This window comes from Ruminococcoides intestinihominis (genome assembly GCF_040096285.1).
In the GTDB taxonomy this organism is placed as follows: domain Bacteria; phylum Bacillota; class Clostridia; order Oscillospirales; family Acutalibacteraceae; genus Ruminococcoides; species Ruminococcoides intestinihominis.
On record NZ_JBBMEY010000022.1, the window covers coordinates 14,342 to 30,709 of the forward strand.

Below are 16,368 nucleotides of genomic sequence, written 5' to 3' on the forward strand. Positions count from 1 at the left end.
ATTTTAATCACTTGTAATTTGATAAGTCACAAGATATTTACGGAGGAATAATATGCCAAAACTTGAAATAAAAAATATAAGCAAAACATATAAAAAAGGTACTGTAAAAGCACTTGACAACTTTAGCGTTACACTTACTTCCGGTGTATATGGACTACTAGGACCTAATGGTGCCGGTAAGTCTACCTTAATGAATATCATTACAGATAATCTTAATTCCGATAGTGGCAAGGTACTTTATGATGGTGAAGATATTAAGAAACTAGGAAAAGGATATAGAAGTGTTTTAGGTTATATGCCACAACAGCAAGGACTTTATGATGACTTTACTTTAAATAGATTTTTATGGTATATGTCAGCTCTAAAAGGCTTAAAGAAAAAAGAAGCAAAGGAAAAAATCACTTCACTTCTTAAAACAGTTAATCTAACTAACTCAGCTCATAAAAAGCTAGGTGGATTTTCTGGTGGTATGAAACAAAGAGCTTTGATTGCTCAAGCACTTTTAAATGACCCAAAGATTCTAATTCTTGATGAACCAACAGCAGGTCTTGACCCAAAGGAAAGAATAAGAATAAGAAACTTTGTAAGTGAAATTGCAGAAGATAAGATAGTGTTAATATCTACTCATGTTGTATCTGATATTGAGTTTATTGCCAAGGAAATAGTCCTATTAAAACAAGGTAAGCTTGTGTCACATGATACTTGCCCAAATCTTGTAGGTGAGATTGAAAACAAGGTAGTAGAAGTTGAAATTAATAGGGAAGAGCTAAAATATTTTCAAAATAACTATAGAGTGTCTAACCTGTATCACAATGATGATAAGATTATCGTTAGATTGGTTACAAATAACCCACCAAAAGACCATAAATCTACTATAGTAAAACCTACCTTAGAGGATTTGTACCTTTATGTGTTTGAACAAGGATTATAAATATTACATTATTTGTATATATACTTACACCCTAGAAAAGTCACAACAGAAATGTTGTGGCTTTTCTATTTTTTCAAAATAATTATAAAATTTTGCAACACTTTAAGATTTTCAAAAGTATTATTAATAGATAGAGGTATTATTCTATTATTTATAGCAATTAATTTGTTCAAATTAATAATTATTTTATCCAACATTTGTATAATATGACAATTGATTTTATTATTCATTGGTATATAATATAGCTAAAGATACGGAGGTGTCTGTTATGAAAAGAAATTTATTATTTGTTAGTTTTATAATATTAGCAATTCTTTTTACCGGTTGTTCTTTTAAGGATTATAATAGTGCTTATAAGAATGAAGAAGGTTATTCTAATTACATAAGCAACAGTAAAACCGGTTGTAAAGATATGAACAGTTTTGGATTGGTTAGCAATTTGGAAGATGAAGAATCACAAGAATACTATAAAAAGAATTCTCGTGTATGTGGTGATTATTTAATTACCAACTATCTTGATGGTGTTTGTATCAATCGTTACTTAGGCCATAATAATACAATTAAAATACCTAAAACTTTAGACAATAAACCTGTTATTATGCTAGGAGAATTTATCAGTGATGAAAAGTATAATGGTAAAAATCAAATTTATGGAGCTTTTGCAGGTATTAAAGACTGTAAAATCACAATTCCATCAACAGTAAAATATGTTACTAGCGGTGTACTTTGGGTTTCTTGCGATGGAGATACAACCGGATTTACCGGCAAGTATGAAAATGACTTTGCATCAGTTAAAATTGATAAAAACAATCCATATTATACTTATATAGATAATATTATATATACTAAAGATATGAAAACTTTATTATACATAAATTTTTATGATTACTATAATAATGAAGATGGCGAAGATTTTTATATAGTTGCTGATAACATTGAAAATTTTGAACCTATAAATCAAATGTTATATGGTAATTATCAAATTTATTTTGGCAAAAATATCAAGAAAATTGATGCTGATTTCGGAACAGATAATTCAGGAAATGTTCTTGTTTATTGTTATAAGGGTACTGTAGCTGAAAAATGGGCAAAAAATAAAGGTATATACTATGCATTTAATGATAATGATACCACAACTTCTGATGTTGGTGCTGTTCCCGGTCCTTAAGGTGCAGATGAATATGATAAAAAGTATAGTAAAGTATGGAAGAGTGATGATGGAAAGTTTTCCTTTACTTGTGACAATAAAAAGCAACTTGATGGCAGAGGAGGATATAAAGCTACATACAAAGGCAAAGATAATCTTGTAATTATTAGCATTGATGGTAATGGAGAGCCCGGACTTTTAAGTATTGATACTGATACTAATGATGGAGATAGCTTGTTTGGTGGAGAATATACATATAATGGGAATGATAAAAAGTCTATTACTGTAGTGATTGATTATGTGTACAGGAAAAGAGTTGCTAAGGCCGGACTTGATAGTATAAAGAAAGGTGAAAAGATTGTTTTTCACCAAGAATGAAATAAAAAAGTGAGGTTGTTATGAAAAAAGGTAGAATAATATTAGTGTTAACTTTAACATTAATTTTGATAACACTTAGTGGTTGCTTTTATAAAGACTACTGTAATGACAGTAAAAGATTTAGATTCTGTATTAGCACTTGAATAAAATCATAGTATTAAAGCCTTGGAAATAATCCAAGGCTCTTTGTATAATTAGAACATTTTTCCTTTATAAGGCTTTGCAGGTAACATTTCAAAATCATATGTTCTCAATTCTTCTAAAGTAATGTTACTGTGACAACCTTCATGAACCATAAGGTTGGAATCTTCACCAAGTTGTACAACAACTACCGGTGTATTTGTGCCGTAAGCATATCCACATTCCCATGCTGTACCACTATCACTGTAACCACCATAATAAAGCATTACAACAACATCAGCCCAATCAATGAACTTCTTATCATTCATAAATGTTTCTTTTGACCACCAAGACTGCTGAGTATTTTCATCAGTTCTGACTTCATTAAGTCTAGGGGAGAAGAGAGAAAAACCTCTTTCTGTAAGTATCTTTTCTGCTATCTTAACATTCTCTAATTCTTTTTCGTTAAAGAATGGACTTGCTAAATAAATTTTCATTTTACTTTTCCTTATCTTTCTTTGGTTTTACATTAGCTAATGGATTACTCTTTGATGCATCTTCAAGTTGCTTGTTAGATAGGTGAGTGTATATTTCGGTTGTACCCAAATTTTCATGACCTAAAATATCTTTCAGTACTCTAATATCCACATTACCATGCTGATACATAAGTGTTGCAGCAGTATGTCTTAGCTTATGACAACTATAACCCTGACTATCCAACCCAATCTTTTCAAGATATTTATATACCATAGCTTGTACAGTTTTGGGGCTCATTCTCTTTAGTTGAGAGGAGATAAACAATGCCTTTTTGTCTTTTAAACCATCAGCAGGTCTAACCTTTAAATAATCGTTAATAGCATTTACGCAAGCATTATTTAGATAGACAATTCTTTCTTTATTACCTTTACCAAGAACTCTAATAGTATTGTCGTTGCGAATATCAGTTACATTAAGTCCTACAAGTTCAGATAATCGCAAACCACAATTTAAGAAGACTGTTATAATTGCATAATCTCTTTCTTTATGTTTACCTTCAACAGCATTAAGTAATTCAAGACTTTGTTCAAGAGTTAAATACTTTGGCAAAGCCTTTTTCTGTTTTGGCATTTCAAGTTCTTTTGTTGGGTCATAATCTAACAAATGCTTTTTAACTGTTAAATAATTAAAAAAAGTCCGTAGGGTAGAGGCTTTTCGTGATCTACCTGCTGCTTTCATATTTCTATCACTTATCAGATAATTCATAAATTCATAAATATCGGTTAAAGTGATTTCTTTTAGAAAATCAATATCAACATCATCAATTTTAATTTTATCAAATTCGCATTTAACATTACCACGCAGAACTTTAATAAATCTTAGGAACATTCTTAAATCTAAATAATACTCATTTATAGTTCGTGGAGATTTTTCTTTAATTGTTTGTAAATAGAAAAGAAATTCTTTTACAATATCCGGTGCTTCATCTCTAAAATTTACTGCCAAATTTTCACCTTCTTTAATTTTAAATTTTGAATATTTAAATGAGAGGGATAGGTATCTATTTATATACAAAATTATACAAAATGAATATTTTGTATAATTTAGGGGAGTCCTAAATAAGAATAAAGGCTATTACTATATAATTAAGGACTAATCCCATAAATACTACGATTTTGCAAAATACTGTATCTATAATGAACCTATCAATCTATTGGAATTATACTGCCAATATCAATCATAGTGTTTTCAGTTAAGCTGAGCAATTCCACATTATGATTTTGTGCAAAAGATTTTATGCTTTCATAATCCGGATGCAGTTTTATATTTCCTGTAAACACCAATGTGTTTCTATTGTATTTAAATGAACTGCCACCAATGAATCCATAATCTGTTCCCGGTAATTCTATGTAGCCTTGCCTTATTAGTAATACATCCATTTCATTTCTACAAGACTTGTAAATAGATTTATCTGAAGTGATTATAGCATTTTCATTTACAATACAAGTTGAGCATTTTGTGTAACCTTGATTTGCATTTATGATTTTCAGATTATCCTTAATAGCCATTTGTAAGACTTCATCTGCAATAGTTTTCGAATTACAAATTAGCTTATCGTTTAGTACAACACAATTTAGCATTACATTATTTGGATAATCTTTTTTTATATTTTTGCTAATTTCAATTACATTAGGAAAATACTTTTTTAGATTTCCTTTAAGGCTTGTACATTCATTAAGTACAAATACTGTATCTTTATTATAATGTAAAAATTGCAAATCAGTATGATATTGTTCAAATATCAACAGTTTACTTAAATTCACAGAAGATAGGACTTTTATACCTAACTCCTCTACCCTATTTACCAATTCTTTATTATTAGTTGACATAACAACTAATTTCGCATTATCTTGTGGTAAATTAGGTATAAAATTACTCATCAAGCATTGCCTCATAGGCTTCTCTAATGTTTTTTACTCCATAGATTGTAGCAGTATCAGAACTTACATTCTTTAAATTGTGATATGGAATAATGATTTTTGTAAAGCCTAATCTTGATGCCTCGTTAATTCTAGCTTGAGCATTTGCTACAGAACGAATTTCCCCACCAAGACCGATTTCACCAAATGCAAGTGCATTTTCAGGAATTGGAACGTCCTTTAAGCTACTGATTAATGCCATAGCAACTGACAAGTCAACAGCAGGTTCATCAAGTCGTAAACCACCAACTACATTAATATAGGTATCACTATTAGAAAAATAGAAACCTGCTCTCTTTTCAAGGACTGCAATAATAAGTGCTAGTCTGTTATAGTCATAGCCTGTTGACATTCTTCTAGGTGTACCATAACCGGAAGTTGTAACAAGTGCTTGAATTTCTGCTAAGATTGGTCTCGTACCTTCCATAGTACAAGCTACACAAGTACCAGAAACATTGTGAGGTCTTCCTGAAAGCAACATCATTGATGGATTTTCCACTTCTGAAAGTCCTTTATCTGTCATTTGAAATACACCGATTTCATTAGTAGAACCATATCTGTTTTTAACTGCTCTTAAAATTCTGTATGACATTTGCTTGTCACCCTCAAAATAAAGGACTGCATCAACAATATGTTCCAAAACTTTAGGACCTGCAATAGAGCCTTCTTTGTTTACATGGCCAACTACAATAGTAGGAATATCAAGGTCCTTTGCAGTGTGCATAAGTAGATTTGTACATTCTCTAACTTGAGTTACTGAGCCAGGGGAAGAATTTAATGTTGTCAAATTCATAGTTTGGATTGAGTCAATCATAACTAGATCAGGCTTTTCAATCTTAATTTGTTCTGCAACAATCTCAACATCAGTTTCGGTCATAATGTAAATGTTTCCATTATTTACACCTAGTCTTTGTGCTCTAAGTTTAAGTTGTCTTTTTGACTCTTCACCTGACACATAAAGTATCTTTAGTGATTGACCTAGCTTTTCACAAATTTGAAGTAATATTGTTGACTTACCGATACCGGGATCACCACCAAGTAGTACAAGGCTACCTTTAACAATACCACCACCAAGAACTCTGTCTAGTTCTTCTGAACCTGTGTTATATCTTTCTTCATCATTAGTATCAATAGTATTTATAGTTACAGGTTTTGAGTATGAGGACTTAGTAATACTTTTCTGAACTGTAGAGGCCTTTTTGTCAACTAATTCTTCATTCATAGTGTTCCATTCACCACAGGAAGGGCATTTGCCATACCATTTAGGTGATTCATAGCCACACTCTGAACATATATAAACACTTTTAATTTTTGCCATAGTTACATTCCTTTATAAATTTGAATTCATTAATCCTTGAAAAAGGCAATAAGAAAATTTCTTTTGATATTCTTTGTCACATAGTAAATATGTTTCATTTTCATTTGATAAGAAACCACATTCAACAATTATTGCCGGTACTTTTGCATTATCTAAGAGAAAAATACCGTTGGATTCTTTGCTAATTCTTTCGTTATCATTTTGCAAATTTGATACAACAGAAGTTGTAATATTGTCTGCAAGAACTTTAGAAAGTGGGTTTTGTTTTGAATAAAAAACTTGAGTACCTGAGCAAGACTTTGCCGGAAAAATATTTTGATGAATACTAATAGCTACATTCTTAAGACTACTGTTATAAATATCAAGTCTTTTGTACATATCAGATTTTTTTCTTTTAGCTATTGTATCAAGGGATTTATCTGCAATATCATTTTTGTCATTACGAGTTAAAACAGTATCATAACCATTTAGTTTAAGAATATCATTAAACTTTAAACCAAATGATAAATTAACATCACTTTCATAAACATTATTTACTCCAACTGCTCCGGGGTCTTCCCCACCATGACCACAATCAATTACTATTACTGAATTTTTCTTGCTTTCAGTTGTATTAGTCATAACTGAACTTTGGCTTACTGCTGTAAATATCATAACAATAAAACAAAGTATCAGTGTTGTGGACAGTACAAAAATATAACCTTTTCTTCTCACCATATCAGCTCCTATTACTGTATATGCAAAGAAAATAGAAATAGACTTTATACAAGATATATTATAGCACACATAACAACATTTTTGTTGTGATTTGAAAGATTTTTTTACTATTAATAGTAAAAAGCATCAGTTCTAAAAACTGATGCTTTCTCTTTATGTATGAGACTTAGGAATAAGGATAAATCAAGATAACATATCTACAAACGAGACAACTTATTTACAAACAAGATAACTTAACTACAATCAAGATAATTTATCTACAATTTTGCCATCTTCTATATAGATAACATAGTTACACTTTTCTGCAACCTTTTCATTATGGGTAACAAGGATAAGTGTTTTGCCTGACTCGTTGATTTCTTGCAACAGTTCCATTAGTTCTTCACCTGTAGTGCTATCCAATGCACCGGTAGGTTCATCAGCTAGGATAATATCAGCATTTGACACTAAGGCTCTTGCTATTGCAACTCTTTGTTGCTGACCACCTGACAACTGAGTAGGCTTTTTCTTAGCATATTTCTCTATGCCTAGTCGTTTCATATAGTAGTTAACTCTGTCCTTCTTTTCTTTATAAGGATACTTCTGACAGTTAAGTGGTAGCATAATGTTGTCGAATACTGTGTATTCATCCATTAAAGCAAAGTACTGAAAAACAAAGCTGATAACCTGGTTTCTTAGCTTACTTAACTGCTTATTCTTCATCTTACTGACATCTTGACCCTTTAAGATATATTCACCGGAAGTCGGTGTATCCATACAACCAAGAATATTCAGTAGTGTGGATTTACCTGAACCGGAAGGTCCCATAATTGCACAGAAATCACCTTTTTCAATAGTTAGGTCAACACCGGCAAGTGCTTTTGTTTCGGAGTCACCTTTACCGTAAATTTTAGTAATATTCTTTAACTCAAGTATTTTCATATTATTTTCCTCCTATTAAATCCTTTGGTTGTACTTTTCTCAACTTAAACACAAGAACAAGAAGTGATGGTATACACATAAGTAAAAATATACCTATACCTATCAGCACTATGCCATAAGATAAGTGGAAACTAGAAATATGGTAAGCAGAACTCATTATCTCTTTCCCACCGGAACAACTGATATACGCAATAAGTAGAGCTGAAAGGAAAGCTAAAATAGCAACTACAAGGAATTCTCCCCATAACAGTAACAGTACCTTTTTAAACGAATAACCACATGCCATACGAATTCCAATTTCGTTCTTTCTCATATACATATGAGATACAATAAGGATAGATGTACCTATTGTGACAAATACAAGGATAATTAATGAGAAAATCACCCAACTAATGTCCTGACTTACACTTTCAGAATATGTTTCATTTAATTCTGTTGAAATAGTTTTTGCTTCTACCACAATGTTGTATTTCTTAGCAATTTTATTTATCTTATAAATTGCATCATCACTATTTACATTGTCATTAAGTATTGAATAATAATGCATTATTGGGTTTTCAGAATCATTAACATAGGCAACCATCACTGCATTATCCATTACCATAATCATTCCATCAGAAACAGTTTGATAAAACCATTTACTGTTTGGTTCAAGAATTCCTACTACTTTATAATATTTATCATTAACATCATGATAGCTATCCCCAACCTTTAAGTTTTGGTTGTTAGCAAACTCACTGCCTAATATCATTAAAAATGGTTTAGATTTACTACCGGTTGCATTTTCTTTCTTAAAGTCTGCATCAGTAAAATACCTACCGGTTGCAACATTAATTTTCTTTAGATTTTCACAACCTTTAGCAAGTTCTACACTATCTAAATCTTCCTCTGTATCACCAATAACATGAGTATCAGGAGTTGAATCGCTATTTCGCCATCCCGTTAAGCCATTAACTAAATTAGCATTTAACAATTCTTCTTTAAACTTACTGAAGTATTTACTATCTTCATTTTGAATTAGCATATGTAATGTTCTCTTAGGATTAGAATCCAGTTCGCTATTAGCTGATATATTACTGTTTATAACGGCTTGCATAGATATAGTAGTAGAGAAAAAGTATAAAATAGAAAACAATACTTGAAGAAATATCAGAATATTGAACAGAGTTCTCTTGGAAATACTTTTTAAAATTTCTTTCATATATTACTCACCCCTCTTTCGCCTTTAATGCTTCAGCAGGTTCTACCTTAATTGCTTTAATTACAGGTATCAGTGTTGTGACAAGCGCAGTAACAAGTACCACAACAAGACCTATTACAAGATTAGGTAAATATAGTTGTAGAGTATAGTCAGCTATACTACCAACTACAACACTTAAAACAAACTGCATAATAATTGCTATTATAAAAGAAATAATTGCAAAACCAATCATTTCTGTAAAAATCATTTTTATAATTGAGCCATTTGTAAATCCAAATGCCTTTCGTACACTAATTTCATACTTTCTCTTTTCAATCCAGAAGATAGTGATATTAATTGCAAAAACAAGTGTAACTAAGTAACCAATAACAGCAATAGATAAAATCTTATCAGGATTTTCAGCTGCTTGACTAAGCACTTGATCACTATTACTTTGAATTTGTCCCAAATCTTCAAAAGAAAAGTCCTTAAGAATACTTTTACCTTGACTTTTCATAAATTCTTCTGACTTTGAATAATCACCTAAATTGCTATACATTATAAACGAAATTCCCAAATACTTATTATCGTTAAATTCTTCAAAATAATTTTTTGGAAGGGATGTACATGGCATTATAATTCTGCCATCCCATCTTGATTCTTGATTTGCAAAGCCGATTATACCGACAACTCTATATTCTTCTTCTTCAATTTTTAAATATTTTTCATTATTTTTCTTATAGGAATATTCATCTAATGATGAACCAATCAGAACCACTTTGTTTCCGTTCTTAACATCATCAGCAGTAAAATATTTTCCTGATACTAAAGGATAATGCCATACATCATCATTTTTAAAATATTCAGCACTGGCACTACAATAACCATTAACCTCAGAACCATCAACATGAAGTAACAAGTTATTTAAATATAGTCCAGTATCATTATCAATTCTGGAAAACAATTGGTTAAATATTTCATTATTACAATTATTTTTTAAATGTCCAAAAATAGAATACACTTCACCGTTAGGTGGGACATTGTTATCTATTGTCTTTTCTCCATAAAATAAACTTGATACAAAGCTAGTGCCTATTGATATTAAAAGTATAGATGTTACTAACCCGAAAACCAAAAGGCATGAAAGCAAGGGAGAATTCTTTATTCTTGACATAATTAATTTCATAAACTTAACATCTCCTTAAAACTTACAATGTAATTTCTGCTGATAATAGAACAGCGATAATTCTTTTTCGTTAACATTGAAATTTAAAACCACCTCTCATAATTTTTTCTACTGTACAGTACATAATCATTCTTAATTGCTTTGTTTTGATTACATCTACAGTATAATCTTTTGAACAGTGATATTTTAACTTTTGGTACAACAGGTATAAAAAACTGACGCAAATGCACAATTGACCTCTTTATTTGTTAGGGAAAAGATGGTATAATATAGCCAAAAGATAAATATGAGGTAAAGTATGAGAATAGCAATATGTGATGATGAGACATTATTTTTGTCCCAATTAAAAAGTAAAATTTATGAATATTCAAATAACCACAATTTAGAGCCGGTAGTAGATGAATATACCGTTGGCAGTAATTTGATTAATTCTAATATTAAATATGATATTGTTATCCTAGACTACCAAATGGATAAAATTGATGGTTTGGAAACTGCAAGACAGTTGCGTAATGGGATTAATGAATTTGCTTGTATTATCTTTCTTACTAATTACGGTGAAATATCTATTGACGCTTATTCTGTGGATACATATAGATTTGTATTAAAAAGCACTCTTTGGGATGGACTTTACAATGCACTTGATGACTATAGAAAGCGTATGAATACAGGCAAAAGTATTTCTGTAAAATCTGACGGAAGTTATATAACCATTGATACAGATGAAATAGTTTTTATTGAGTCACAAAACAGAGTTACATCTATTCACTTATCTAACAATAAGATTATTGAAACTAAAACACCTTTATCCTCTATCTTTGAGTCGTTACCTCATACCGACTTTTTTAGGGTACATAAGTCATTTATCGTAAGCTTTAGGTATATTACAAGAAGGGACTTTTCTTCCCTAAATGTTACCGGTTATGACTATGAGATACCTGTCAGCAGAAAATACACAGCCGATTTTAAAGAGGCTTACTACAATTATTTAAAGGAGTAATTTATGGAATTAGATTGTTTTGTGGAATTCACTTGCATTTCCACGATTATATGGTTTGTATTACATTATGTATTGGATGTCAAATTTACTAAGAGATTTATTATTGTACCGATAGCTACTTTCGCAATATGTTTTTATTTGCTTCTAGGAAGATTCGACTACAAATATATTTTTGGAGTTGCAATAGTGAACATTCTGTTGCCTATTCTTTGTACAAAAGATGTGAAAAAAACAGTAGTCTTTTACATAGCAATACTGACTTCTGTTTTGGCTTATTTTATATTTGGTTTTATTTATTTTATATTGGATGGCACTATATTTGCTTTAGAAGATGAGGCTTATTGTTTAACTATGATAGTCTCTATATTATTAGTTATAAAACTGAAAAATAAGACGGATATTTTAGGAATAATGAAATTATTATCAACAAAAATTAAGGTGATTTTATTAATTTATCTTTGGGTATTATTTTGTTTTTATACTTTTATTAATGACTATCTTTCATATCAACCTAGAGAATTATTACTAGCATATTCATTCTTTCTATACTTAATTATCTTTGGTTCAGGGCTTTTAATTTTTATGCTAATTAGAAATATCAAGAAAAAGTCATATTATGAAAACCTAAGCAACATTATGGATGTTAGATTAACTGAACAGGTTAAGCACTATGAACAAGTAGAAAAAACAGACAATGAACTAAGAAAGTTCCGTCATAACTATAAAAATATGAAAATAGGCTTAATGTCATTACTTAACAACAAAGATACTGACGGTGCTAAAAAATATGTAGCTGATTGTGATGAATTGCTTGATATTGACTACACACTTTATCAAACAGGTAATTCAATTATAAATGCTATCTTGTCTGATAAAGCTATGAAAGTTAAGGACAAGGGTATTACAATTAAATTTACCGGCCTTATCCCTCAAACTAAAATCAGCAATACTGACTTATGCATTATTTTCGGTAACATTCTTGACAATGCTATTGAGGCAGTAGAAAAAGTTGATGATAATATTGCCAAGGAAATAAATATTGATGTTTATAAGAAAAAGGATTATCTGTTTATTACAGTTACCAATCCTACTAAAACAGAGGTAGCTATTAAGGACAATAAAATTGTCACTTCTAAAGATGATAAGAGTAATCATGGTTTGGGACTTTCTTCTGTTGAAGAAACCTTGAAAAAATATGACGGTCACTTAGACTTAGATTGTGATAACAATAAGTTCACAACCTCATTTGACTTTTGTGTTGTGTGATGTGTAAGTTTCAATCAAAACAAATACTACATAATTAACAGGTGATAAATTTTATTATCACCTGTTTTACTTTTGTATATAAAGTTTTAATGAATAAAATATTAATCTGAAATCTAAGTCATATTACCATTTGAGAAAGTATATGTGCCTTTTTCAAAATGATAGTTCTGACCGTTTCTACTGCCTGAAAACTATTTATTTATAAAATTTTAATAAGATTTTTTGTACTTTGATTTCTATTTTTATATATAATATTTAAAATATTTTGTATATGCATGTAAATTTTACTTGTATTCTGTTCAAATATATGATATATTAAAGATGTAAAATTGTTCGTGAAATAAATAATAAAGGAGGATATTTCTATGAAAACTACAAAAAAAGATTGTTTCAGTGATACTTGCGATGTGTATGCTAGTGTCAACAGCAGTTGTATCAAGCTTTGCAGCAAAAAAAGGTAAAATCTCGCCTGTTTCATCTGACTATGCAAGAGACAATTCTTACACAAAAGCTGCCGAGAACATTGATGCAGAGTATGCTTACACCGTTGATGATCTAGGTATAACATACACAAAAGATGCCACAACTTTCAAAGTATGGTCACCTACAGCAACCGATGTAAAAGTTAATATTTATACAACTGGTTCTGATGATGAACAAGGTGCATCTAAAGTTGCAACATATACACTTGAAAAAATGCTGGTTAATGGTGAGTGGAATGGTGTGTGGACAATTACACTTGTGGGTGAATGGAAAAATTTATACTACACATACTCAATCACAACCACTGATACAACACACATGGGTTCTGATGTAACAAAAACTTATGAAACACAGGATGCTTATTCAAAAGCAGTTGGCGTAAACGGCAATCGTTCAATGATTGTTGACCTTAATGATACTAATCCTGATGGTTGGTCAAAGGATAGTCATATTCTTCTTGATAAATCAACACAGTCTTCAGTGTGGGAACTTCATATCAAAGACTTCTCTTATGACAAATCCTCAGGTATAAGTGATGCTAATAGAGGTAAGTACCTTGCTTTCACAGAAACAGGTACTACTCTTAACGGTAAAGGTAAGGTTTCAACATGTATTGATTACCTTAAAAATCTTGGGGTAACAACAGTTCAACTTAACCCATTCAATGACTTCCAATCTGTAAATGAAGCCGGAGATAATACTCAGTATAACTTGGGCTATGATCCACAAAATTACAATGTTCCCGAAGGATCATATTCTTCAAACCCATATGACGGTAGGGTAAGAATTAAAGAATGTAAAGAGATGATAAAAGCTCTTCATGACGCAGGAATATCTGTTGTAATGGATGTTGTTTACAATCACACTTATTCAACAGATTCTTGTTTTCAAAAAACAGTTCCTGACTATTATTACAGAAAGAAAACAACAGGTTCATTCTCTAATGGTTCAGGTTATGGTAACGAATGTGCAACAGAGCGTGATATGTACAGACAGTACATAATTGATTCCCTAAAGTATTGGGTAAACGAATACCATATTGACGGTTTCAACTTTAACCTTATGGGTTTAATGGATGTAGAAACAATGAATATGGCAAGAGAAGCTCTCGATAAAATTGATCCAAGAATCACTATGTGGGGCGAAGGCTGGGCAAAAGGTGACTCATATCACCCTACAAATACATGCACAGGTACAAAATTCTATCCTGCAACTCAAGCTAATTCAAATAGAATCAGTGACAGAATTGGTATCTTCAATGATGCCATCAGTAACGGTATAAAAGGTTATGCAAATGACATCAAGGACACAGGTTTTATTCAAGGTGCAAAGACATCTGCAAAGGATATAAGCTATGGTGTTCGAGCTAACAGTTCAGGTACAAACAAGTGGAAAGCTCAAGGTCCTTCACAATGTATAACTTATGATTCCAGTCACGATAATGCAACCCTTTATGACAAGATACTTGGTTCAACAGGTCTTGCAAGTTATGGTGTTAGAAATTCTGATGCTATAAGAATGAATAAACTTGCAGGTGCAATTATCTACACATCACAGGGTATATCATTTTCACTTGCAGGTGAAGAAATGGCCCGTTCAAAAGGTGGAGAAACAAACAGTTACAAATCAAATTCTGAGAGTAATATGATTAAATGGCAAAATATTGTTGATAATGCTGATTTAGTATCTTACTATAATGGTATGATGCAAATTAAGTCTGCATTCTCCCCTCTTACTGCTATGGATACCTCTTACGCAAATAATTTTGTTTTCACAAATAGGATTAGTGCAACTACAAATCAGATTTCATTTACAGTATCGAATGATGTTGAAGGTGAATGGAATAAGATGGCTGTTATTTATAACAATGCAAATGCTCCGGCTGATGTAACTCTTGCTGACACATCTGTAACAGATTGGGTTATTATTGCTAACGGAGAATCAGCAGGTCTTGATTCACTTGGTGAAGTAACAGGTTCAACTTTCACAGTTCCTGCTTATTCAGCTATTGTTGCTGTTGACAAAGAAAGTTATGAATCAACAGGTATTCATTCTTCAAACGGTAAAGTTAAGGTTAATTATGTTTATGAAGGAACAGGTGAAAAGCTTGAGGATTCTGTAGTTCTTCAAGGACCTGTTGGTTCAAGTTATGCAACAATTCCAAGTGTAGGAGTACCTGATACTTATGTAATAAGCCGGATAAAAGGCGATGCAGAAGGAAAGTTTGATTCATCTTTTAAAGAAGTTACATACTACTATACAGACTATACTCCTAAATCAATACGGAATGCAGACTTCAATGGTGATGGTAAAGTAAATGCAAAGGATTTAGCACTTCTACAAAAGTATTGTACAAAACTTAAAACTCCGACAGATGATGAGAAGACTCTTGACCTTAATTACGATTATAAGTTTGACATTAAGGATACAACTATGCTAGCAAAGTCACTTGTTAAGATACCTGTTTCATCAGGTGAGGTAACAGTAAATCATTATTATACTGACGATAATGGTGTTCAGAAGAAACTTGCTGACTCAGTAGTATATACAGGCAGAGCCGGTAGCACATATGATTCAAAATCATTAAAGATTGTTGGCTATAAAGTAGATACTAGCAGAATGCCAAGAGTTTCAGGCTATATTCCTTTTGGTAAAGCAGAAGTTAACTATTACTATTTACCTTCAAGCCTTGAAATTACACTTCATGCTAAACACAATGGTTCATTTACATGGACACCTTATGTTTGGGCATGGGGTTCAAATCTTAAAGGAGTAGATTCAGGCAACTACCAAGAAGTATGGCCGGGTGATCCTTTTACCAAGGGCGAAAACGGATGGTTTGATTATACCTTCACTTACAGGGGTGTGGGTACATACAATCTAATAATATCCGATAATGCAACTAATCAAACTATCGATTACAAAGGTTTTGTAGATAACGAAATGTGGATTGTAATTGATGACTCTGCCGTTATAGGTGGCGCTTACCTTACATTCTATACTGATAATCCTGACACTAACCCTAACGCTCCAATCGCTGAGCAGGTTACACTAGGTTAGTCAAAAAAACTTTCGTAAATTATTAAAAGAAAGCTGACTTTTTAACTCTTAAAAATTACTGTTGGTGTTATCAAATTAAACTATTATAATAAAAGAGAACTCCCGTCAATCAAAGGATTGTCGGGAGTTTTTTTGTATAACGAAAACCCCCGATTGTATCGGGGGTTCAAAAAAGCTTTAGCGATGAGTATAAAAAACAAACTCC

14 protein-coding genes are annotated in these 16,368 nt (G+C 31.4%); 6 read left to right on the forward strand and 8 right to left on the reverse strand.

Translation table 11 applies throughout. From position 1 onward, the window contains the following. The first annotated feature begins 52 nt into the window (after window positions 1–52). The 3 genes from WMO18_RS06870 (at window position 53) to WMO18_RS06880 (ending at window position 2,456) form a co-directional block, all read left to right on the forward strand. The gene (locus WMO18_RS06870) at window positions 53–931 is read left to right on the forward strand and encodes an ABC transporter ATP-binding protein (RefSeq protein ID WP_211148665.1); all 879 of its coding nucleotides are present in this window, start codon (window positions 53–55) and stop codon (window positions 929–931) included. A 268-nt stretch (window positions 932–1,199) separates the two neighbouring features. After that, window positions 1,200–2,099: a hypothetical protein gene (locus tag WMO18_RS06875; protein ID WP_367286486.1), complete on the forward strand. Its 900-nt coding sequence runs from the start codon at window positions 1,200–1,202 to the stop codon at window positions 2,097–2,099. 213 nt (window positions 2,100–2,312) lie between these two features. Further along, window positions 2,313–2,456, forward strand: coding sequence for a hypothetical protein (locus WMO18_RS06880; protein WP_367286487.1), 144 nt, complete (start codon window positions 2,313–2,315; stop codon window positions 2,454–2,456). 194 nt (window positions 2,457–2,650) lie between these two features. Here WMO18_RS06880 and WMO18_RS06885 read toward each other — a convergent pair whose 3' ends face one another. The 8 genes from WMO18_RS06885 to WMO18_RS06920 form a co-directional block, all read right to left on the reverse strand. Beyond that, a complete protein-coding gene (locus WMO18_RS06885; protein ID WP_211147453.1) occupies window positions 2,651–3,073 on the reverse strand; it encodes a nucleoside 2-deoxyribosyltransferase in 423 nt (140 codons plus the stop codon). Window position 3,074: 1 nt separating this feature from the next. After that, window positions 3,075–4,058, reverse strand: a complete 984-nt coding sequence (locus WMO18_RS06890) for a tyrosine recombinase XerC (protein WP_367286488.1) — start codon at window positions 4,056–4,058, stop codon at window positions 3,075–3,077. 200 nt (window positions 4,059–4,258) lie between these two features. Continuing rightward, window positions 4,259–4,993, reverse strand: coding sequence for a DUF6873 family GME fold protein (locus tag WMO18_RS06895; protein WP_367286489.1), 735 nt, complete (start codon window positions 4,991–4,993; stop codon window positions 4,259–4,261). Further along, the gene (radA, locus tag WMO18_RS06900) at window positions 4,986–6,350 is read right to left on the reverse strand and encodes a DNA repair protein RadA (RefSeq protein ID WP_211148613.1); all 1,365 of its coding nucleotides are present in this window, start codon (window positions 6,348–6,350) and stop codon (window positions 4,986–4,988) included. Before radA ends, WMO18_RS06895 begins: the two co-directional genes overlap by 8 nt. 12 nt (window positions 6,351–6,362) lie before the next feature. Next, complete coding sequence (locus WMO18_RS06905; protein ID WP_022504991.1) at window positions 6,363–7,067, reverse strand: N-acetylmuramoyl-L-alanine amidase; 705 nt, start codon at window positions 7,065–7,067, stop codon at window positions 6,363–6,365. A 243-nt stretch (window positions 7,068–7,310) separates the two neighbouring features. Beyond that, the gene (locus tag WMO18_RS06910) at window positions 7,311–7,988 is read right to left on the reverse strand and encodes an ABC transporter ATP-binding protein (RefSeq protein ID WP_022504987.1); all 678 of its coding nucleotides are present in this window, start codon (window positions 7,986–7,988) and stop codon (window positions 7,311–7,313) included. A 1-nt stretch (window position 7,989) separates the two neighbouring features. After that, on the reverse strand, window positions 7,990–9,189 hold the full coding sequence (locus WMO18_RS06915; RefSeq protein WP_211148585.1) for an ABC transporter permease: 1,200 nt from the start codon (window positions 9,187–9,189) through the stop codon (window positions 7,990–7,992). A gap of 7 nt (window positions 9,190–9,196) precedes the next feature. Continuing rightward, window positions 9,197–10,132, reverse strand: a complete 936-nt coding sequence (locus tag WMO18_RS06920) for an ABC transporter permease (RefSeq protein ID WP_367286490.1) — start codon at window positions 10,130–10,132, stop codon at window positions 9,197–9,199. 520 nt (window positions 10,133–10,652) lie between these two features. On the opposite strand from WMO18_RS06920, the gene WMO18_RS06925 reads away from it, so the two are divergent. The 3 genes from WMO18_RS06925 to pulA all read left to right on the forward strand — a co-directional run bounded on the left by WMO18_RS06925 (window position 10,653) and on the right by pulA (window position 16,163). Next, window positions 10,653–11,354 carry a LytR/AlgR family response regulator transcription factor gene (locus WMO18_RS06925; protein ID WP_367286491.1) on the forward strand — a complete coding sequence of 234 codons (702 nt, stop codon included), beginning with the start codon at window positions 10,653–10,655 and terminating at the stop codon, window positions 11,352–11,354. A gap of 582 nt (window positions 11,355–11,936) precedes the next feature. Next, complete coding sequence (locus WMO18_RS06930) at window positions 11,937–12,620, forward strand: sensor histidine kinase (protein ID WP_300407410.1); 684 nt, start codon at window positions 11,937–11,939, stop codon at window positions 12,618–12,620. A 411-nt stretch (window positions 12,621–13,031) separates the two neighbouring features. Next, complete coding sequence (pulA, locus tag WMO18_RS06935; protein ID WP_248004759.1) at window positions 13,032–16,163, forward strand: type I pullulanase; 3,132 nt, start codon at window positions 13,032–13,034, stop codon at window positions 16,161–16,163. Window positions 16,164–16,368 lie beyond the last annotated feature (205 nt).